The organism is Pseudoalteromonas rubra (assembly GCF_001482385.1).
Classification (GTDB): Bacteria; Pseudomonadota; Gammaproteobacteria; order Enterobacterales; family Alteromonadaceae; genus Pseudoalteromonas; species Pseudoalteromonas ardens.
Map to the genome: position 1 here is coordinate 1,118,322 of NZ_CP013612.1, position 20,146 is coordinate 1,138,467.

The following is a 20,146-nucleotide window of genomic DNA, read 5'->3' on the forward strand; positions in this document are numbered from 1 at the left end:
GCTTGATACGTCGACCCCTGGCCTGATTGCTTAGGTGCGTCGTCTGCGTAGCAACAAACACAATCCACTCAGTATTGCCCAAGGGCCGAACGAGCCTGAGTTGTTGTCGTCTTTATCATTATTGTCTCCATCGTCGGGGTTGGGATTGGCTTTTACCGTCACCGTCACCGTCACGGTTGCGTAGTCGCTGCCCCCTTGTCCGTCTTCGATATCATAACGAAAGACTTCAGTGCCGGAAAAGTCATCTTGCGGTGTATACACTAACTGATTGTCGCTGATGGTCACCTGACCTGCACCACGATAATCCACGCTACTTATCTTCAGCGTATCACCATCTACATCCCGGTCATTATCGATTACAGCGAGCGCATTGTTTTTTGACGCAAAGTCAACGCTGTATGTATCCTTGTTCGCCTCAGGGGCATCATTGACAGATTTTACAGTGACGGTGAGTGTGTAAGGCGCGCTGGTGAGTGTGCCGCTGGTTACTGTTACCGGCACACTGAGTTCGCCATGAAAGTGTGTAGCAGGTGTGAGTGTTGTACCCGTGATCTGGTAGTGTGCGCCCTCGGCTAAAGTGATTGCATCTATGGTCATTGTTTGTGCCAGGATCAGATCATCCGGTTTTATCTGCAAGCTGCCATCTTCGTCGAGGCTAAGCGGCTTTTGTCCCTTGATCTCAGGCGTTGTGTCAGCGGCGGACTCGCTATTGATACTAAAGTTACCCTGGTTGATTGCGAAGAAGATGTTGTCATGACATTTGATCTGAATACGGGCCTGCTCAGTGCGGATATTACCGAGCTGCACTTCATACTGGCCGGAATTTGGCACTTGCTTTGCCAGCTCCGTCGCAAATGTCTGACCGCCGTCTTCGGACAGTAAAATATCGACGTTTGCGCAGGAAACCGGGGCGTTTTCTGTGTCGGCAGTGTGCCATTTCACTAACTGTGTGTTGCCACGCCATTGGCTTGAGCCGTCTGGTAGGGTCACGGAAAAGCCCTGATCATTGCCAATGACGGCGATTTTCACCGCATCATCACTCACGCCACCCTGACCATCCCTGACAACCAGACGAAAGTTAAGCGCTCTGGTCGTGGTGGCATAGGCTTCGCCAAAACTTGGTTGACCGGACAAGATATCTGCCATTTTTGGTAATGTGCGTTGTGGTGTGTTGTTTGGATTAAAGGTCCGGAACAGCGGTCTTTTACCATCATCAACGCTATCCTGGACTTTGTCCGCAGACGCCTCGCCCAGATCAAACTGTTGCCAACTGTAGCTGATCGTGTCTTGCTCTTTGTCTGTGGCAGTCCCGCTTAAAGTAAAAGGCGTGCGTGCTGGAATGGTGCGATCTGTGCCAGCATTCACTTGTGGTTTGGCATTGCCGCGTTCAGTATGAACCCCACAGCTTTTACCCGATGATAGCCGCGCGTAGCGGTTCATTTGGTCCAGAGAATGAATGTGGAAGTAAGGATCGGAATTGGCTTGCAGATCCTGCTCATCGCAAATGCCAGTGTAACCCATGATGGTTGACCCACTTGCCGGTTCGTAGGCACTGTCTGGAGCGCGGTTACCACCACAAGCACCTGCCTCACCATTAAAGGTGTGATCGGCACCCAGTTGGTGGCCTATTTCGTGCGCAACATAGTCGATATGAAAGGCGTCATTGGTGGGCTCCTCGCTACCGGTTATCCCTTCCGCTTTGAGTTCGGTGCAAACAACTTCAAATCCGGCAAGGCCGCCGCCACCGGTGCCAACCAAGTGGCCAATGTCATAGCCATCAGCACCAATCAGGGTATTGATTTGCGAACTTATTTTATCTATATCTTCATCCGTATTGTCGAAAGGATCTGTATTCGGGTCGATAAAGAGCAACTTGTCATTGTCGCCAACCAGTTCAAATTTTATTGCCAGGTCGCGTTCATAAACGTCGTTGATCCGGTTGACCATAGTCACAATGGCTGCCAGTGTTGTTTCTTTGCTGCCGCCATGAAAGCGGGCGTATTCACCTGTGGTGGCAATCGCAATACGATACGTGATCTGCGTGTTCGGCAGCGTATCGGCTTCATTGTTCTGCTCGGGCTGTGCCAGACGATCAACCATCTGCGCATGTCGGTGATGTTTACGAGGTGCGTGTTGTTTCAGTGTTTTTTTGTCTGTGGGCTGACTGTTGCCAGTGTAACTGCGGTAGTGGTGTTTGCCTGAGCGTGGTTGTGGATCCAGGTAGATACGCTGCCCCTGATAGTTAAAGACACCAAAAAAGCCGTTTGGCCCCAGATCAAATCGTCCGTAGTGCATTGGATTGTCTTTTTGGTGGCCGCTGAATGTTTTGATCTGCGGGAATTTGCTTGCCAGTGCTGGCGCCATGACCTGGTTCGGCTTGAGCACAAATTCAACCAGCTTGCCATCAGGCAGAGGGAGCATCAGAGAGGTTGTTTGCGTGTCACTCAGTGAACTGAGCTGCGCGTGCAGCGCACTTTGGTCCAACAGATATTGACTGTGATGGTTTTGTGGCTTGGCATGATGTTGTTCCACACTTTGCCAAAGCGGTGAAGCGGCGATTGCGCAGGTGCAGGCGACGTGTGACAGGGCCAGCGCAATTAGGTGTTTTTTCATAATCGTATCCCATTGATGAATTCCAATAGGACTGTAGCGTTTTGTTGTTGGTAGCTGGGTATCTGATTGTCTGTCTTTTGTATCCTGGCAGATACATAGTGCTTGGTACGAAAACGAAAAAGGCCGCACGTCTGCGGCCTGAGGTCAGAATCATGATCCCGCTGTCCTTGCCGGATTACTGATTGAAAGCGTAACGCTGTTTGGTCTTTATACCTTAGTATACAGTGACATAATTGACGTTGACTGTTCCTTCGTGAAAGAGCTGGTTGAACTGGTGGTAGTCTACGTCAATCTTGACCATGGCATAGTCTGTTTCCAGTGAGTAATCCCCGCCTACAGAGCGAGAGTAAGTGCATTCAGCTTGGGCGTACAGATACACGGCGGACGCAGGCTGTACAAAGTAGTTCAGTACATGCTGGTTGCATGACTGAAGTTCGTATCCTGCATCCAGAAGCTGACCTTTTATTTCCTGATACTGACGGCCATATTCAATTACTTCGTCGACACTGGCATATCCCGCTCTGACAGGCGCGTGCTCCGCTGGTGCGACCGCGGCAATTGCTGTTGTGCTTGCAAGTGAGAGTAAAGAAACAAGTAACGCATTTTTCATAAATAAACTTCCTTTTTGCTATAAAGCGCTGAGATCAGACGTAATAAATCAAGGGTAACCCTTTGCCCAGAATCACAGCAGATGACAATGACGCGGTGCGTGTCACCGCGCCTTTGAACTCATGGTGGTACATTATCATGAAACTTATGTTTCGATAAATAGACGAAATAAAGAAAGTTTTATTTATATATTTTTATTTTTGTGCAAATTCCATTCAATTTAACCTCGATTGTTGACTTTCCTAAACTGTAAGTTTGTACTTACTTTCTTTCTCACTTAATGCGTATGAATATTTTCATATCGCTGGTTCTTTTTTCTTATTCAGATAACTTAAATATCCGATGTTTGGATAACAATTTGTTTATATTTCTTTGCCTAAGCGTGTTGCTTAACTAAGCTTAAGATCTGTATAACCGCAAAATTAAACGTCTACTTATATGCTTATTTCTGAACCTTCGGGTTTGCTTGTTTGAGCACGTTATTATGCGTGAAAAATCTCTAAAGCTTGTGCACTGTGTGTTAGTGGTGCTGGTCTTATTGTCGGCAAGTGTCCAGGCTGAGCGTTTCTCCGTTCTGGTCTATCATGGTGCCAATCCACCTTACAATTATCTTGAAAAGGGAAAGCAGGCAGGTATTTTCAGGGATATCTTCGACCTCATTGCGGCGCAGACCGGACACGAGTTCGAGTTTATTGCACTGTCTGTGGCACGTGGCCAGAGGCTATTTGAGGCTGGAGAAATTGACATTGAACCAGGCGTTAACCCCAGTTGGCGACAACACTCCAAAGTCCCGGGTATTTATAGCGTTCATTACGCATTTTCTCGTGAAATCGTGTTAGGGCGTGAAGGTGCCCGACCTCATACGAGCCCCAGATCTTTTTATCATCAGCTGATAGGAGTGGTCAGAGGCTATAGCTATGGTGCGTTTGAACGGCATTTCGGGCCGGACAAAATCGTCGTTTATGACAATATATCTGAAAAAAAATTGCTGGCACAGCTGGCTTACGCTCGTCTTGACTATATTCTGATAGGCGATGTAGTCGCAGCTTACTATATTGCTAAATACCCTGAATACAGGGGGTTTACTGAAATTTACGAGGTCAGTAAGCTGCCAGTTTCAATGCGCATGCAACCCAAACATACTAAGCTAAAGGCGGAGATAAATCGGGCTCTCAGGTATCTTGTGGAGCAAGGCAAGATTGCCCAAGTTTACAGCAAGTATGGCATTATAATGCCATTAGTCACTTATGACATGCCAGTACCGCTGATTGATGGCTCAGTCCCCTGATATTCTGATGACAGATTCAAGACAATCTTACCTGAGGTACAGTTTTAAAGCACTGAAATTTAAAACGTTCCAATGTGTTTGTTGTCATCCTCATTGAAAAAATGTGAAATAAAGCTCACATACTACTGTAAGGTTTTCGTTACATTTAAGTGATTAAATTTAAAACTAATGAGGGGGGGAAATACTAAATTTAAATGTGGTCGTACCAGTTGTTTTTTTCATCACGCCCATTGCTTCTGTGTGTATCTCAGATTATTTCTAGATTGCTTTTTGAGCAATAACCTAACAAGGATACAACATGAAAGTTACAATTTTGGCCGCTGCTGTGATGTCACTGTCAGTCGGCTCTGTCTCTGCAAATACATTGGAACCGGCACTAACAGATGTCACCCCTAGCGTTGTTGGTGGAATTGAAACCCCAGCTTATTCAAGGCCATATCAGGTTGCTTTATTGATGAATGGTCGTCAGGGGTGTGGTGGTACATTGTTGAGTGAAAACTGGGTGCTTACAGCTGCACACTGTTTGGATAATGCCTCTACAGCCAGCCTGACGGTACGTGTTGGTGCCCATTCAATCAGTCGTGGAGATGGCGATACCCTGAGAGTATCTCAGATTATTATGCATGAGAACTGGCGCGGTGCGAACGGTATCCGTTCCGGCTATGATATTGCCGTACTGCGCCTGGCAACGCCTGCTGCAAGCAAATACACCCCGGCTAAGTTACCAACACAGTCCATTGCGGATCAGCATGCCGGTGTTGGCACTTACCCGACGGTATCAGGTTGGGGATTAACCTCTAACCGCGGTCGTCCTAGCGATGTGCTGCGCGAAGCTCAGCTACCTGTGATCTCCAATGCAAGTTGTAGCAGTCAGCTTAACTTTAACATTCCCGGTTCTGTCATTTGTGGTGGCGGCGAAGGTGGTCGTTCAGCCTGTAATGGTGACAGCGGTGGTCCTTATGCGGTCCGTGTTGGTAACGATTTCTACAGCATTGGTACTGTGAGCTGGGGTATTGCCTGCTCTGGCGCGACGGCATTTACTCGTACAACCAGCTACCTGGACTGGATTGAGCGTAAAACGGGTCTGAGCCCGGATAACCCGACGGATGAAGAACCGGTTGCGGATTTCAGTGCGTCGGTTTCTGGTATGACAGTGAGCTTTGAGAATCGGGCGACTGATGACTACGGCATCACAGCTTATGACTGGAACTTTGGTGATGGTAACCGCTCAAGCGCAGCAAACCCACGTCATACCTATGCCGCTGATGGTAGTTACAATGTGACACTTACCGTGACAGATACTGCACAGCAGACATCCAGCGTGTCTCAGGTTGTGTCGATTGGCGAGCCGCCTGTTTGTGATGTATCACCCTGGGATCGTGCCACTTCTTATGCATTAGGTGACAAAGTGTCTTATCAGGGCAATATCTATGAGGCCATCTGGTGGTCTTCTGGTGCTCAGCCTGATCTATACCCGAATGTCTGGAAGAAACTGGATAGTTGTGGTGGTACCGGCGATCCGGCACCGGTTGCGGGCTTTACCGTGGCTAAGTCAGGCCTGAGTGTTACTTTGACTAATACCAGTACAGATAATGGTCAAATCGTGTCAAACCAGTGGCAGTTTGGCGATGGTCAGAGCGCATCACAATCTTCTGTGACGCATACCTATGCGGCAGCGGGAACCTACACAATCCGCCTGACTGTGACAGATGATCAGGGCCAAAGCAGCACCCTTTCAAAACAGGTGACGGTTGGCGGTGACAACAACTGTCAGGGTATTCCTAGCTGGAGCCCTAGCACAGTGTACAACACAGGTGATCTGGTAGCTAAAGGTGGTCAGGTATATGAAGCCCAGTGGTGGGTGCAGGGTGAAGATCCAGCCCAGTCAGGTCCTTGGGGTCCATGGAAATCTGTAGGCACCTGTAACTAGTCGCTTTTTTGCTCAGTCCCGGGTAATCTATCAGAAAGTAAACGGTATTAAAGAAGATCATGGGACTGAGTCATCAGGCGCACAGTGAATTACGCAGACTGGGTGAGCGTGTTAAGAAAGTACTTACGGCAATAATGCGGGCGGTGCCCGCACAAGCACAAACCATAGGCGGGTTTGCCCGCCATATTGGGTGTCATCGCTCAACCAGTCAGCGTTTATTTAATGCATACAAGGCCAAGTCTGGCGAACAGGTACTCTACCATTTACCCGGGCAACAGGCGCTGAGCGTGCTGGGTGAGCAGCTGACAGGGCATATCCCCTGTGATTTGATAGTGCAGTGGCGCCAGGTGAGTGAGCGCTTTTCTGCGACCATTCCTCAATATGCAAGAAGTCATGCAGAGCTAAAGCGATTACTGGACAACCGGCAAGAGGACAAAGTGAAAGCACGGGATGTAAATCTCTCTGGTCAGGATAAGCGGGCTCAGTTGTATTATGCGGCCAAGTCGCTGCTTGGTATGAGTATGGAAGAGATTTTCTGTGCTTATGTGCTAACCCGGGGCAAAGGCCGAGATGGTTTTTTGCAGGAAGTGGCCATGATCAGCAAATCGCAGATCAAGCGTGAGACGGGCGCCGCACCTTTCGTGCAGTTTTACACGCATCCTCACAATGATGATTTCATCGCCCCTTTGAACATAGATGCCAATTGTCGTGTTGAATCAAAGCGTTTTAGTATCGGCATTGCGCAAGAACTATCAACACCTGGGCTGCATCAGGCCTTTGCCAGTTATTCACCTGGTAACAGCGGGTTGGTCTTTGACCCCATCACGAACTATGATCGTTTTGATGCAACCTTTATTTTTAATAATCCAGATGAGCTGGTTGACCCGTTAAGTCACGACAGTCAGTGTAGCTCTACCAGTATTTCGATTAAAAACCCGGCCAAAAAGTTGCGCTTACTGGTGCTGATAGAAAAGCAGCTGGATCGCCACAGTTGCGTGAATGTCGGTTGTTATCATAGCAACCAAAAAGTGGAAGAAGGGAAGCTCAGTTTAGAGGATATGTGGACCGAGCGCCTGCCTGAATTTCCAGAACTGCGTTTGATTGATTTAAATGCCGGAGCGCAGGCATTGCACTGGGATACTGTACAACAGCAAAAGCTTGACTATTTGTTCCGCTACGCCAGCCTGGACCCTGCTAACTACCGCTGTTATCTGATGGAAGTGGATTATCCAATCTGGTCCAGCACTTATCGCATATACTTCGAACATCAGTGAGTGACTTTGAACAATTGCTGCGTGCATTCTATAGTTTCAGGAGATAGGCGAAAGCGGAACGGGTGATGTTACGAGCGATGATTGGCCTGTGGATGATGCTGTTCCCGATGACATTATGGGCTGCAACACCCAGTGAGGTGATCGATAAACTTCAGGAAGCTGAGGATTACCTGACGGTTGACCCGGCAACGACCTTAGTGTTGCTGGAGCAGCTTGATAATGTTCAGCAGCTGCCGACCTCTTTGTTTTTACGCTGGCACTTCATTCGCATGCGGGCTGCCGTGCCTACCCATCAATTGGCACAGATGGAATATTCTCTGGAAGCCGTTTTTTCCCACCATAGCCATCCCTATTTTATCGAAAAACTCCCCACCGCATTGAGTGCGCTGGGGATCTGGTTGCGGCGTCATGATTACTTTAACGATGCCAGGCTGAGCTTAGAATGTGCCTATAAGTATGCTCAGTCGGAGCAGCAGAAGTTGGTACTGACGAATAGTTTGGCCCTTGTATCACGACAACTTGGTGATTATGCCAAAGCCAGACGCTTGTATGGCAGGGCGATGAGTATTGCTGATAAGGCTGGTATTACAGCAAAAAATGGCATTATTAATAATAATTTAGGGATCATAGCATTAGAGTTGGGTGAAGTTGCAGAGGCTGAGCTGCAGTTTCGAAATGCGCTTGCCAGTTATCAGGAAATAGATAAACGATCTGGGCAGATCTCTGCGGGGGTGAATCTGTTATTTGCTTTTATTATCCAGGAGCAACTGTTGAATTATCAGCGTTTGTACGGACCAACCTCCAGGCTGACCGCGGCATTCCCTAACGAAACTAAGCAGGCTATGTTACTTTGGATTAATGCCCGATTTATGCAACTTGAAGGGCACCCGGTCAGCCAGCAGAGCAAAAACAGTCTTAAACTGGCATACACCCAGCTTCAGGATGATAATATTCGTCGCTTGGTATTTCAGCACCTGGCAAAGCCACTGGGTGTTGAAGTTAATTTGCCAAAGCCAGTGATAGTCAGATCGTTTGAGCGCAGCTGGTATAAGGTAGTTAAAGCCTGTAACTGGTAAGTATATCGCTGCCATTACCCGGCCAATTTGTACCATAGGACACAGCGGATTCAAAATACAGGTCGCGATTTGATTATGTGCTCAAAATGCCCTGACAACAGGTCGATAAAGTGCCGTACTTTGGGTGACAGGTGGCGGCGACTTGGATAAACAACATAAACGTTGACATCTGGCTGCGGGTAGTCAGGAAACAAGGTAATAAGTTGCTGTTGCGTGATAAATTTATCGACATAAAATGCAGGCAGACGCGCAATGCCTATCCCATCACGGGCCATGGCAGTTTGCATATGACCGTTATTGCACAAGATCCGTTGTCGCACATCTACATAAAAGGGGTTGCCCTGTTTATCTTTGAACTCCCAGCGATCCGGGGTTTTATGATTGCTGTAACAAATACTGTGATGCTTTTCTAACTCTTTGGGATGATGTGGTTGTCCAAACCGGCTGATATAGTCCGGGCTGGCAACAACGTAGGTCTTGCATTGATAAACACGTTTGCAGATCAGGCTGGATTCTTCCAGTTGCGGGGTTGCCCGTACGGCCAGATCATAGCCATCACCAACCACGTCAACGGCTTTATCTTCAAGATCCCATTTCAGTGAAACATTTGGATAGCGGTTCAGGTACTCAGCCAACACGGGTTGCAGGTAGTCGGTACTGAACGCCACCGGACAGGTGATTTTAAGTGTGCCTCTGGGGATGTCATCAGTCACATTTAGCTGTTGTGCTGCGGCCTGAGCATCCTGGATCAGCTGAGTGCAATTTTGATAGTAAGACTCACCTTCGGGCGTCAGGGCCAATGTGCGCGTGGTGCGGTTTAACAGTCGCACACCCAGCCTTTCTTCAAGTCTGGCGACCACTTTGCTGACATGCGAAGGAGAGTGACCCAGTTTTTGTGCTGCGGCAATAAAACTCTTACTCTCGACGACTTCAGTGAAGATCTCAATACCTTCAAAAAGATTGTTATTCATATGGAAATAGTAACTTTATTTTTGCCCTATTAATCATTATTAAAACCTAATATACACTGGTTGTCATCAGCTTGAGGTGAACGCTTATCGAAGTGAACACCTGCACAAACCTAAATTTGTCTTATTTTGAGAGGGTAATCCCATGAAAGTTTTAGTATTCGCAGCCAGCAACAGCCGTCAATCTATTAACCAGCAACTGGCAAGCTATGCTGCCTCGTTGATCCCCAATGCCGAGGTCGAAGTACTGGACCTGAATGATTATGAAATGCCAATTTACAGCATTGAGCGTGAAACAGACGGTGGCATTCCGGACGAAGCGCAGCGTTTCTTTGCCAAAATTGGTGCTGCGGATGCGATTATCGTTTCCTTTGCTGAGCACAACGGCAGCTATTCAGCGGCTTACAAAAACTTGTTTGACTGGACATCACGCATCGATATGAAGGTATATCAGAATACGCCTATGCTGATGATGGCCACGTCTCCGGGTCCAGGCGGTGCAAAAAGTGTATTGGCATCGGCTGTGGGCTCTGCACCTTATTTTGCTGCGGATGTTAAAGCCAGTCTGTCAGTTCCTAGCTTCTTTGACAATTTTGATTCAGAGACCGGTGAGCTGAAAAATGCTGAGATTAAACAAGAGCTTGAGGCTGTTCTTAAGTTACTGCACTAAACAAACTTGAGCGTTTGAACACCTTGATAACACAGGCCGGGCGATATAAAATATTGCCCGGCCTGTTTGATTTTTATTCTAACAGCCTAATTACTTTAAAAAAGTTACCTTTGGGGGTTTTCAAAGACAAAAAAATCTTCTAGTATCTTTGTCGTCGATTTGGGGCTATAGCTCAGCTGGGAGAGCGCTTGCATGGCATGCAAGAGGTCGGCGGTTCGATCCCGCCTAGCTCCACCAAATCTCTTATCCTTCCCATGTTGTTTTTATTCCGCCTTAGTTACAATGCAGTTTTCGCAATCAATATCAGTTTTCCGGGTCATGAATGAACAATTTATTTGCTAACTTACCAGCTGATCTCAGCGATGAAGTCTTTCAGACACTTTTGTTTCATGAGCAGCTTAAAATTGAGCGGATCGTCTCTAAAGGGCATACTTCACCGTCTCAGGGATGGTACGACCAAAATGAGCATGAGTGGGTGCTGGTGCTGCAGGGCGAAGGTGAGCTCACATTTGAAGATGGCCGGGTTGAGCGTCTGGCTGCGGGCGATTACATCAACATTCCAGCCCATTGTAAGCATAAAGTCAGCTGGACCGACCCCGAGCAGGAGACAGTCTGGTTAGCCATTTTTTATCGATAGCCATTTGTCGAGTGCGGTCTGGAGCTTGTCCAGTGCAATGGGTTTGCTGATGTAATCATCCATACCCGCGGCAAAACAGGTTTCAATATCTTTGATCAATACATTGGCTGTCAGGGCGATGATCGTGAGTTGCATGTGCTGAGGCATTCTACGAATTGCTTTTGTCGCTTCTATGCCGTCCATATTGGGCATGTGCATATCCATTAGCACCAGATCATAGTGTTCTTTTTCCAGTTGCTGCAAGGCTTGCTGGCCGTCGGTAACAATGGTGACGCTGAGACCCAGTTTTTCTAAAATAGCCTTAGTGACAATCTGATTGACCGCATTATCTTCCGCTAACAAAATATGGCCGTGTAATTCTCCCAGCGTCACTTGATCGCTGTCTTCTGAATAAATCAGGCAGCACGTGGTTACTGGCCAGTTAAAGTCAAACTGAGATCCCTCTCCTTGCACTGATTGACAGTTGAGGTGACCACCGCACAAGTCAATAATATGCTGACAGATGCACAGGCCAAGCCCGGATCCTCCATAGCGCCGGGTAGTACTTTCATCTTCCTGATAAAATGGGTTAAAAATTTGTGGGAGCTTGTCCTCTGCGATACCTATGCCGCTATCTGACACGGTAAACCTGAGCATTACCTGCTCCATGTTGCCGATGTTTTCTACTTCCAGGCGGATAAACCCTTCGTGGGTAAACTTGATGGCATTATTGAGCAGGTTGAGCAAAACCTGTTGCAAACGGTGCTTATCACTGACCACCTCTTTGGGCACCGTATCGCCAATTACCAGCTGAAATCTTAGCCGTTTTTCAAGGACTTTTTCACTGAATATTTGCTCCAAATGGTGCAATACCGCATATAAGTCAAAGGGCTCGAAGTACAGTGATACTTCGCCCTGATCTAGCTTAGAAATATCCAGAATGTCATTAATCAGGGTCAGCAGGCTCTGCCCTGACTCATTGGCAACCCGGATCAGGGTGGTTTGCTCTGCATTAAAGCTATTTTGTTGGTTGAGTAACTGGAGGGTGCCCAGAATGCCATTCATGGGTGTACGGATCTCATGGCTCATGTTAGCCAGAAAGCGGCTTTTGGCATTGGCCGCTTCTTCCGCGGCGAGTTTCGCCAGTTCGAGTGCCTGAGTTCGCTCTTCCACTCTGTGTTCCAGCTCAGATTCGCGCTGGAATACTTTGTCGCGCATCTGTGCAAACGCACGGCTGAGCTTGGCCAGTTCATCTTTGCCCCGGGTAGACAAAGATACATTAAAGTTGCCTTGAGTCAGCGCCTGTGCAGCCTTGGTGAGTTTGGCAATGGGCTGATATATGCTGTTTGAAAAGCGCCAGGCAACCAGCAAGGAAATGGCAATGGCAAATGCCAGAATAATCAACAACTGCTGACGTAGTTCATACACCGGGGCGAACACCACATGTTCGGGTAAAGTTAAGGCGATGCTGTACCCTGAGGACTTGACGGGTGCATAAAAAATATAAGATTTGGGTCGGGTGGGGGTTTTATCCAGCTGCGCATAGCCATTAAAGCCCGCAATCATCTTCAGGCCGATTTCTTTAAGTTGCGGGTCTGTTTCTTCCGTAACTTTTAAGCGTATCGCGATTTTTTCACCAATGTCATTAACAACAAATTTCCCCTGTTCGCGTTTGAGCTGAATGACTTTGTCCGGCTGCCAGTGATACATATAAATCCCTTGCTGAGATACCAGCATAAACCGGGCATTGTCGTAAAACTGATGGACAACCTGCTTGGAAACGGCCTGTACCAGCCTGTCTATCTCGCGCCAGGGAATGCTGCCCCCCAGTAAACCAGCTACTTTACCATCATTGGCCAGTATGGTTGCTGCGACCACAATTTGCTTAACGCCCGTTGTGTAGGAGATCATCGGCTCAGATACATAAACTTCAGCGTTTTGTTCTACATTTCGGCCAATGCTTTGCTGCCAATAATCGCGGCGCGAAATGGTTCTTTTACGTGCCTGTGGTGACTCATCATCGAAGGTACGGAGCATATTTTGAAAGGGATTACCGCCTTCGGTATTGTGAAAGCTGCCGTCGGGGCGCCCAATAATGAACTTTTCGTAAGTCTGATCATGGGCGGCTTTTTCTGCTTGCAAAATGGGTGAGATGTCCGCAAAGTCCATGGTTTTTATGGTTGGTTGACGTGCCAGGGTCGCCACTTCGCTTTTGCGCTTAGCGAAATAGCGGTCGAAAATAGCAGCTGCATTATAAACTTTGGCCTGAGCAGCTGAAATGCTCAGACGTTTTGCCTGCTCTGTACTGTGTAACATTGCCAGTAAGAAAATCACCAGCATCGGGGCCAGTGCTGTTAATCCCAGGATCACCGTCAGGCGCGTTTTTAATTGCATATATCAGATTAAAAAGCTTCTTATCTCACAAGTTTAGACAATATTTTGGCTTGCACCTCTCGTTATCGCAATTTTTCTCCCCGGCCCGCTGATATAAGAGGAGGGTTACCGGCGAAGCTGGCTTTTGCAGAATAGTGCTTTGTGAGATCGTCGATTCTTTATTCCATATCAAGTCAGCCAGGACTAAGGACTGCTACATTAGTAAGGTGTTTAGCCCCTATGAGTGGTACTAAAGCGTGATTCTGAAATTTCTGATTTGGGCATTGTTGTTCGGTTCGGTATGGGTCGCAGCTGAGCCCATTTTACCATTGCACAGTGTCGCAACGGATGCGCGCAAGGTTGCATTGGGTCGGCAATTGTTTTTTGACACCCGGCTGTCTCGTAATAACGAAGTAAGCTGTGCTTCGTGCCATCAGTTGGCAACCCATGGCGCTGACAACACAGCCCGCTCCAAAGGAGTCGCAGGGCGGCTTGGTGACGTGAGAGCACCTACCGTCTATAACTCAGTATTCAATATTCGTCAGGCCTGGGATGGCAAAGCCATTGATTTAAAAGCTCAGGTCACGCTTCCAGTAGAAAACCCCAAAGAATTTGCCACCACCTGGCCTATGTTGATCGCCACCCTCAATGAGGATAAAACCTTCGTAAGCGCCTTTACACAGGTTTATAAAGGTGGGTTGTCGAGTGATGCCATCAGTGATGCCATTGCTCACTATGAACGCAGTTTAGTTACCCTTAATGCGCCTTTTGATCTGTGGCTGCAAGGCAAGGGGATTTTGTCTGAGCAAGCGCAGGAGGGATATCTCTTATTTAAATACTACGGCTGTATAAATTGTCATCAGGGTAAAAATGTGGGTGGCAATATGTTCGCTAAAATGGGCACGTTTGGTGACTACTTTGGTGATCGTGGTACTCCTATAGAACCTGCAGATTACGGTCGATATAACGTGACGGGTCGTGAGGCCGATAAGTTTACTTTTAAAGTGCCGGGTCTGCGTTTGGCCGCGAGACAAACTTACTTTTTTCATGATGGTAGTGAGCAAAGCCTGACAGGCGCTATCAATACCATGGCCCGATATCAGCTTGGCCGCTCACTCAGCCAGGCAGAGCTAGAGGCCATTGCCGCTTTTCTGGAAAGCCTGGTTGGTCAGCATCAGGAAATGACACAATGAAGCGTTCAATGAAACTCAATTTCCCTGTTATTGGCCAGTGTCTGTTGGTGATGGTGCTGACGGCTTTGATGGTGTACTTCTTTCGCGCCCATATCGCTACTGGTGAGCGCCAACATGAGCAGGTATCTCATTTGTTTGATGCCAAATCCATCGATGCCAAACTTGATAAGTTTGCACTTGAACTCAGTGTGGGTAGCTTACGCCATTTTGACGAGCTACAGCAACTGGACAGGGCATTACAGCAGCTGACAAATAAGCAGCAAAATCGGCACGTTAGCATCGAATTTCTTGCTTACCTCAGGTTGCTCAGACACAAGATGGCACTGATGGAGCAATTGAAAACCCAGGCCGTGGGGATGCGCAATGGCCTGACCTATTTGCCTGTGGTACTGGATGAAATGATTGCCACGCAGCATCCACAGGCATTACTTGGCAGTACCATACTCGCCAGCCTGGTAACCTCAGGCCAGCCACTGGATGAACTGTTGCTGGATACCCGTATTCGGACTTTGGCAGACGCGACCGTCATATCACAAAGCCATGCTTTACTCAGTCGTCGTTTTGTCAATCATATCCAGGTTGCCGTTGAATACTACCGTCAGGTCCATGCGACGCGCCAGGACTATCTGGCCATCAATAGTAAGCAGGCCTTTGCTCGCCTTTATGGGGCACAAATGGACTTACACGGTTCGCAGTTGAGGCAGACCCGGACTTTGAGTGAACAGTTGTTTGGCCTGGCGGTGGTGCTGTTGCTGACCTTGTTGTTTATCTTACAGCGGTTAAACAAAGCCAAAAATCATGCATTGCAAGCCAGCCAGTTGTTGCATGATGCCATAGAACGGTTGCAGGAAGGCTTTGCGCTCTATGACAGCGAGGGAACACTGATGCTGACAAATCAGTGCTGGCTGCGACACTACGGGGTAGCCTCCAGGTCTGAGTTTCCGCAAACGCTGAGTGAGTGGCAACAACGCCAGTCGGAGTTTGTTCATGAACAAAGCGACACACCACAACGATTACAAAGGACAACACATGGACGTTGGTTGCAAATTCGTCATGCGCGTACTGCTGAGGGGGGATATGTCTACATCAGTGTGGATGTAACTGATTTTAAAGAAGTTGAAGCGGAGCTCAAAACCGCGGCAGCGGTTTATCAGGCGACTCAGGAAGGGATCATGACCACCAATGCAGAGCTGGAGATAATGGCGGTGAATCCGGCTTTCACACGCATTACCGGATATCAGGAGCAGGAAGTCCTGGGAAAAAAGCCGAACCTGCTTAGCTCGGGCCGTCACGATAAACGTTTTTATGAGCATATGTGGCAAACCCTGCAAACCAAAGGTGAGTGGGCGGCTGAGATCTGGAATCGCCGTAAAGATGGTACGGTTTACCCCGAATGGCTCGCCATCAGTGCCGTCCAGAATGAACAAGGGCAGGTTCAGCAATATATTGCGGTGTTATCCGATATGACAGAACGCAAGGAACAGGAAGCCAAAATAGCCTATCAAGCGATGTATGATGCGCTTACCGGGCTGCCAAATCGGCGTCTGTTGCTGGACAGGATCTGTCAGGACCTGAAACAAATTGAGCGTCAACCTCATCTGAGTGCGTTATTGTTTATCGACCTGGATCGCTTTAAGCGCATTAACGATGCAATGGGGCATGACGCGGGTGATAATTTACTGCTGGAAGTGGCCAATCGGCTGAACCATCTGGTGCGACGTACCGACACCCTGGCCCGCTTCGGTGGCGATGAATTTGTGTTGTTGCTTAGTCAGATCAGTGAGGTTGAGGATGCCGCAAAAGTGGCAGAAAAGATCCTTGCTTGTTTGGCTCAGCCTTTCACCATCAAAGGGTTTGAGGTGATCAGTGGCGCCAGTATTGGCATTGCCATTATGCCTGATGATGCTCGCGAGCAACAGGAGATCCTGCGCCGGGCCGACCTGGCTATGTATAAAGCAAAAGAAAGCGGTCGTAATCAGTATCATTATTTTGCCCCTTCAATGCAGCAACAGGTTAACCGACGCGTAGAGTTGGAACAATTGCTTCGCAGAGCCATAACAAGTAATGAACTGGAGGTGTTCTATCAACCCATCATCGAGCTTAAAACAGGCCAGCTACATGGCTTTGAAGCCCTGACTCGCTGGTCACATCAGGGGCAATACATTGCACCGGATGAATTTATTCCGGTTGCGGAAGAAAGTGGCTTGATCTCTGAACTAGGGGAGTGGATGCTGATGCGCGCCACATCAGACATTGCAGCTTTAAATCGTACGCTCGAGCTGGATTGCTGTTTGTCGGCGAATATTTCCAGTCAGCAATACCGGCTGGGCTTCAATGCTACAACCTTACGGCATATTTTGGTTCAGACCGGGTTCAAGCCGGCCAATCTGGCTCTTGAGATCACGGAGAGTATTCTGCTCGATGATGATGAAGCCATCCTCGCCTGGCTAGAAGGGCTCAGAGCAACGGGGGCACATTTATCGATTGATGATTTTGGTACAGGTTACTCCTCGCTAAGCTATTTGCGCCGTTTTCCCATCAACACCATCAAGATTGATAAGAGCTTTATCCATGAGTTCGCACATGCTCCGGACTCACAAAATCTGGTGCGTGCCATATTATCAATGGCGGCTAGCCTTGGGTTGTCTGTCATTGCAGAGGGCGTGGAGCATGTCGCACAGCTTGAAGGTCTCAAGGAAATGGAGTGTGATCTGGTGCAGGGCTATGTGTATGCTAAACCTATGTCACTCAGTGAACTTGAGGTCTGGTGTAAGACCTTTTCTCAAAATCACCTCCAGGATCTTGCCTAGACGCACAAGGGTTACTGGCTCAGGTCCTGAATGGCTGCATTATGTGCAGGGAGTGCGTCATAAGTTATGCGGGTTTGAAATGACGCGCTAAGTTGCACTCGCTGCTGAGAGTGATGGGTGTTGTGTAAGCAAACCTGGTCTTGTTGCACGAAATAATACGCTTTTTGATAACACAGCGCCGCCAGTCGGGCGGCTGCTCGCTCTGAACATACGATCAATACGCTGAATTCCCGATAATCAAGGCTGGCATTGGCCCCCCAAAGCGGGTGCATTTTATAGCCTATGCGCTTCAATGCCGGATAGAGCAGGTGTTGAAACCGTCGGTTTTCGGCAAGTGTTCGCTTTATGCCCAGTGGATTCCATAAACTGATGATTGCGCCTTTCGGGGCTGCCGGTAGCGCAGAACATGGTCTGAACCAAACGTCCTGGTAGAGCTGCCACAATTCATTTTCAATTTGACGGTGCATGTATTTTCACGAGTTACTTCACAGTGGCTTCACAGTATCAGCGTTACGGTGAATCTGTCCAAACAAAGGAGACTCGATAATGAAAAGACAATTAATGGTTGCATCTTTATGGTCGTTGGTGAGCATTAATGCTATCAGCACGGCCACCGCCGCGGAGGAGCCGCACGTACTGATGGTGTTGAGTAGTTATGGTAAACAGGTTGATGGAGAAACAATCCAACCGGGTTTTGAATTTGACGAGCTCAGCAAGGCCTATCAGGTATTCAGCGACAATGGCATTCAGATCACTCTGGCTTCACCTGCGGGTGGACAACCTCTGGCAGATGAATATAACCGGGATAAATCCTACAACAAGGCGTTTTTGAGTGATCCGCAGGCGATGAGTGCTTTGTCTGATACTGTTAAGCTTGCTAGTCTCAATGGGCAAGCGTTTGACGGCGTATTTATCGTTGGTGGCAAAGGACCCATGTTCGATCTGCACCAGGATAGCGAGTTACAGCGCCTGATCCGGGAAATCTACGAGCAGCAGGGCATAGTGGGGGCTGTGTGTCACGGTCCGGCAGCCCTGGTTGATGTGAAGCTGAGCAGTGGCGCATACCTGGTCGACGGTAAAAGAGTAAATGGCTTTACAAACTTAGAAGAAACGGCTTTTGGTAAAAAGTGGCGTCCCCAGTTTGAGTTTTTACTGGAAGACAAGCTTAAAGAGCGCGGTGGCTTGTTTGAGCAAGACGGACTGATGCTGAATCAGGTCACGATAGACGGTCGTCTGATCACAGGTCAGAACCCTTTCTCTACTGCTGATACAGCGGTGGCCATGGTGCGAGCCATGGGGGTTGAAGAGGTTAATGCGCCTGCTTATAAGGATGACCGGAGTGTTAAGCTGGCTGAGCTGCTGTTCAGAGACAAAGCTGCTGCTATGGCACAATTTCAGAAATCGCCGGAGCAATATGATGTGCAGATGTTAGCTATGATAGGAGTCTATCAGGCCCGGTATGCCAAAACTCAATTACAATTACACAATGCAATTGAACTGATGACTTTTGCGCAATCAAAATTTAACCACCCTATGATTGAGCTGACCATTGCACAAGCGTACGTCAGGCAAAATGACCTGATTGAGGCAAAGTCTAGCCTTCAACGAGCGCAAAAAACGTACCCTAATAATGAAAAAATAAAGGCCATGCTGGCCAGGCTGTAATGTGTTTTCGGACTAAAAAACTGCGGCAAAGAGGTGAGCTTTGCCCCTGCCGCATTAACTATGAAATTTACTAATAGCTGAATGGCTGGTTGTTTTATGTTCATTGTCACTAATAACGGTATAAAGAGTGGGAAAAAATTTGCCCAGAGCAATCAGAAACTACCGTATGTATAATATTTGTTTTATATTTGTTTTTTACTTGTGTAATGTGAATAAATCTTTGCACCTGTGCTGGTTCAACTTATTATTTGTTCTATTAACAAAAGTCATGTACTTTCATCGCAATTCGGATTTTAAAAAGTCCTGTCAGACGCTACACTAAGCTTGCTTGATAACTCAAAACGTCAAAGGAAGTGTGTCTATCATCATGAAGTTAAATGATAAATATGATGCTGACTTTAGCCGTGCAGTATTTGGGCCCTATGAGCTACACAAAAGGAAAAGGTTGTTAACATATTGTGGTGAAAGCGTGCGCCTTGAACCTCTTATCTATGACTTATTAGAATATTTTATCTGTCATAGAGATAGGGTGATTGGCCGGGATGAATTGTGCCGGGAGATCTGGCAACAGGAGTATGTCGACAACAATGCTATAAATCGGGCTGTTTCCGAATTACGGCGCTGTGTTTCCAAACATAAACTTGGGGTTGACGTGATCAGAACGCATTACCGCAAAGGCTACAGTTTTAACCTAATGGTTGAACTGGACCCCAGACCAAACCCGTTCCGTTGGATAGCTAAATGGTTTCATCAGGCTGTACCATGCAAAGAACAGTGATCAGTAAAAACCTGGCTTTTTATTGTAAAAAGTCTTGTGAGTCTGTGTCGCTCACACTGGTCGTGCTTAATAACTAGATGCATTGGGTTAGTAGCCTCATTACTAAACCAATGTGAAATCAACTATGCGTGCTGGTGGCGGGTTAATTTTGTCGATTTTCCTGCCCATATTAAGCTGCTTAGTATGTTATTACTTTTCCTCTCTTCGCCTCTGATTTACCTGAGTATGCAGCAGGTTTTCCTCTTCTAAAGTAACAATACTGTTTTACTATTTATCTGACTAG

The 20,146-nt window shown here is 47.7% G+C and carries 15 protein-coding genes and 1 tRNA gene; 11 read left to right on the top strand and 5 right to left on the bottom strand.

Annotated elements, in window-relative coordinates; translation table 11 throughout:
- Positions 1 to 30: 30 nt before the first annotated feature.
- Both AT705_RS23660 and AT705_RS23665 read right to left on the bottom strand, forming a co-directional pair.
- Positions 31 to 2,613: a reprolysin-like metallopeptidase gene (locus AT705_RS23660; protein WP_058798772.1), complete on the bottom strand. Its 2,583-nt coding sequence runs from the start codon at positions 2,611 to 2,613 to the stop codon at positions 31 to 33.
- A gap of 214 nt (positions 2,614 to 2,827) precedes the next feature.
- Complete coding sequence (locus AT705_RS23665; RefSeq protein WP_058798773.1) at positions 2,828 to 3,223, bottom strand: hypothetical protein; 396 nt, start codon at positions 3,221 to 3,223, stop codon at positions 2,828 to 2,830.
- A gap of 483 nt (positions 3,224 to 3,706) precedes the next feature.
- Here AT705_RS23665 and AT705_RS23670 point away from each other — a divergent pair, with 483 nt between their 5' ends.
- From AT705_RS23670 to AT705_RS23685, 4 genes are all read left to right on the top strand, one after another.
- Positions 3,707 to 4,510 carry a substrate-binding periplasmic protein gene (locus AT705_RS23670; RefSeq protein WP_058798774.1) on the top strand — a complete coding sequence of 268 codons (804 nt, stop codon included), beginning with the start codon at positions 3,707 to 3,709 and terminating at the stop codon, positions 4,508 to 4,510.
- Between the two features lie 298 nt (positions 4,511 to 4,808).
- Entirely contained in the window at positions 4,809 to 6,440 is a 1,632-nt protein-coding gene (locus AT705_RS23675) for a trypsin-like serine protease (RefSeq protein ID WP_058798775.1), read from the top strand.
- 59 nt (positions 6,441 to 6,499) lie between these two features.
- Positions 6,500 to 7,714, top strand: a complete 1,215-nt coding sequence (locus AT705_RS23680; RefSeq protein WP_058798776.1) for a hypothetical protein — start codon at positions 6,500 to 6,502, stop codon at positions 7,712 to 7,714.
- Positions 7,715 to 7,779: 65 nt separating this feature from the next.
- Entirely contained in the window at positions 7,780 to 8,790 is a 1,011-nt protein-coding gene (locus tag AT705_RS23685; protein ID WP_058798777.1) for a tetratricopeptide repeat protein, read from the top strand.
- Between the two features lie 50 nt (positions 8,791 to 8,840).
- Here AT705_RS23685 and AT705_RS23690 read toward each other — a convergent pair whose 3' ends face one another.
- Positions 8,841 to 9,761 carry a LysR family transcriptional regulator gene (locus AT705_RS23690; protein ID WP_058798778.1) on the bottom strand — a complete coding sequence of 307 codons (921 nt, stop codon included), beginning with the start codon at positions 9,759 to 9,761 and terminating at the stop codon, positions 8,841 to 8,843.
- A gap of 142 nt (positions 9,762 to 9,903) precedes the next feature.
- On the opposite strand from AT705_RS23690, the gene AT705_RS23695 reads away from it, so the two are divergent.
- The 3 genes from AT705_RS23695 (at position 9,904) to AT705_RS23705 (ending at position 11,065) form a co-directional block, all read left to right on the top strand.
- Positions 9,904 to 10,428: an NADPH-dependent FMN reductase gene (locus tag AT705_RS23695; protein ID WP_058798779.1), complete on the top strand. Its 525-nt coding sequence runs from the start codon at positions 9,904 to 9,906 to the stop codon at positions 10,426 to 10,428.
- A 161-nt stretch (positions 10,429 to 10,589) separates the two neighbouring features.
- Positions 10,590 to 10,665: transfer RNA gene (locus AT705_RS23700), tRNA-Ala, on the top strand.
- An 85-nt stretch (positions 10,666 to 10,750) separates the two neighbouring features.
- Positions 10,751 to 11,065 (top strand): cupin domain-containing protein, encoded by a 315-nt coding sequence (locus tag AT705_RS23705; RefSeq protein WP_058798780.1) that lies wholly within the window; start codon positions 10,751 to 10,753, stop codon positions 11,063 to 11,065.
- On the opposite strand, the gene AT705_RS23710 is transcribed toward AT705_RS23705, so the two are convergent.
- Positions 11,045 to 13,438: a response regulator gene (locus AT705_RS23710; protein ID WP_058798781.1), complete on the bottom strand. Its 2,394-nt coding sequence runs from the start codon at positions 13,436 to 13,438 to the stop codon at positions 11,045 to 11,047. The two genes, AT705_RS23705 and AT705_RS23710, sit on opposite strands and share 21 nt — an antisense overlap.
- A gap of 236 nt (positions 13,439 to 13,674) precedes the next feature.
- Here AT705_RS23710 and AT705_RS23715 point away from each other — a divergent pair, with 236 nt between their 5' ends.
- Positions 13,675 to 14,610, top strand: a complete 936-nt coding sequence (locus tag AT705_RS23715) for a cytochrome-c peroxidase (protein WP_058798782.1) — start codon at positions 13,675 to 13,677, stop codon at positions 14,608 to 14,610.
- Positions 14,607 to 17,420, top strand: coding sequence for an EAL domain-containing protein (locus AT705_RS23720; protein WP_058798783.1), 2,814 nt, complete (start codon positions 14,607 to 14,609; stop codon positions 17,418 to 17,420). The genes AT705_RS23715 and AT705_RS23720 overlap by 4 nt, the downstream gene beginning before the upstream one ends.
- 11 nt (positions 17,421 to 17,431) lie before the next feature.
- Here AT705_RS23720 and AT705_RS23725 read toward each other — a convergent pair whose 3' ends face one another.
- On the bottom strand, positions 17,432 to 17,887 hold the full coding sequence (locus AT705_RS23725) for a DUF3293 domain-containing protein (RefSeq protein ID WP_058798784.1): 456 nt from the start codon (positions 17,885 to 17,887) through the stop codon (positions 17,432 to 17,434).
- Positions 17,888 to 17,966: 79 nt separating this feature from the next.
- On the opposite strand from AT705_RS23725, the gene AT705_RS23730 reads away from it, so the two are divergent.
- Together AT705_RS23730 and AT705_RS23735 are read left to right on the top strand one after the other, a co-directional pair.
- The gene (locus AT705_RS23730; protein WP_058798785.1) at positions 17,967 to 19,085 is read left to right on the top strand and encodes a type 1 glutamine amidotransferase domain-containing protein; all 1,119 of its coding nucleotides are present in this window, start codon (positions 17,967 to 17,969) and stop codon (positions 19,083 to 19,085) included.
- A gap of 367 nt (positions 19,086 to 19,452) precedes the next feature.
- On the top strand, positions 19,453 to 19,863 hold the full coding sequence (locus AT705_RS23735) for a winged helix-turn-helix domain-containing protein (protein WP_058798786.1): 411 nt from the start codon (positions 19,453 to 19,455) through the stop codon (positions 19,861 to 19,863).
- Positions 19,864 to 20,146 lie beyond the last annotated feature (283 nt).

Coding starts and splice junctions, on each gene's coding strand:
- AT705_RS23675 (WP_058798775.1), top strand. CDS start 4,809: ATGAAAGTTACAATTTTGGCCGCTGCTGTGATGTCACTGTCAGTCGGC.
- AT705_RS23695 (WP_058798779.1), top strand. CDS start 9,904: ATGAAAGTTTTAGTATTCGCAGCCAGCAACAGCCGTCAATCTATTAAC.
- AT705_RS23670 (WP_058798774.1), top strand. CDS start 3,707: ATGCGTGAAAAATCTCTAAAGCTTGTGCACTGTGTGTTAGTGGTGCTG.
- AT705_RS23735 (WP_058798786.1), top strand. CDS start 19,453: ATGAAGTTAAATGATAAATATGATGCTGACTTTAGCCGTGCAGTATTT.
- AT705_RS23665 (WP_058798773.1), bottom strand. CDS start 3,223: ATGAAAAATGCGTTACTTGTTTCTTTACTCTCACTTGCAAGCACAACA.
- AT705_RS23725 (WP_058798784.1), bottom strand. CDS start 17,887: ATGCACCGTCAAATTGAAAATGAATTGTGGCAGCTCTACCAGGACGTT.
- AT705_RS23690 (WP_058798778.1), bottom strand. CDS start 9,761: ATGAATAACAATCTTTTTGAAGGTATTGAGATCTTCACTGAAGTCGTC.
- AT705_RS23705 (WP_058798780.1), top strand. CDS start 10,751: ATGAACAATTTATTTGCTAACTTACCAGCTGATCTCAGCGATGAAGTC.
- AT705_RS23685 (WP_058798777.1), top strand. CDS start 7,780: ATGTTACGAGCGATGATTGGCCTGTGGATGATGCTGTTCCCGATGACA.
- AT705_RS23730 (WP_058798785.1), top strand. CDS start 17,967: ATGAAAAGACAATTAATGGTTGCATCTTTATGGTCGTTGGTGAGCATT.
- AT705_RS23660 (WP_058798772.1), bottom strand. CDS start 2,613: ATGAAAAAACACCTAATTGCGCTGGCCCTGTCACACGTCGCCTGCACC.
- AT705_RS23680 (WP_058798776.1), top strand. CDS start 6,500: ATGGGACTGAGTCATCAGGCGCACAGTGAATTACGCAGACTGGGTGAG.
- AT705_RS23710 (WP_058798781.1), bottom strand. CDS start 13,438: ATGCAATTAAAAACGCGCCTGACGGTGATCCTGGGATTAACAGCACTG.
- AT705_RS23720 (WP_058798783.1), top strand. CDS start 14,607: ATGAAGCGTTCAATGAAACTCAATTTCCCTGTTATTGGCCAGTGTCTG.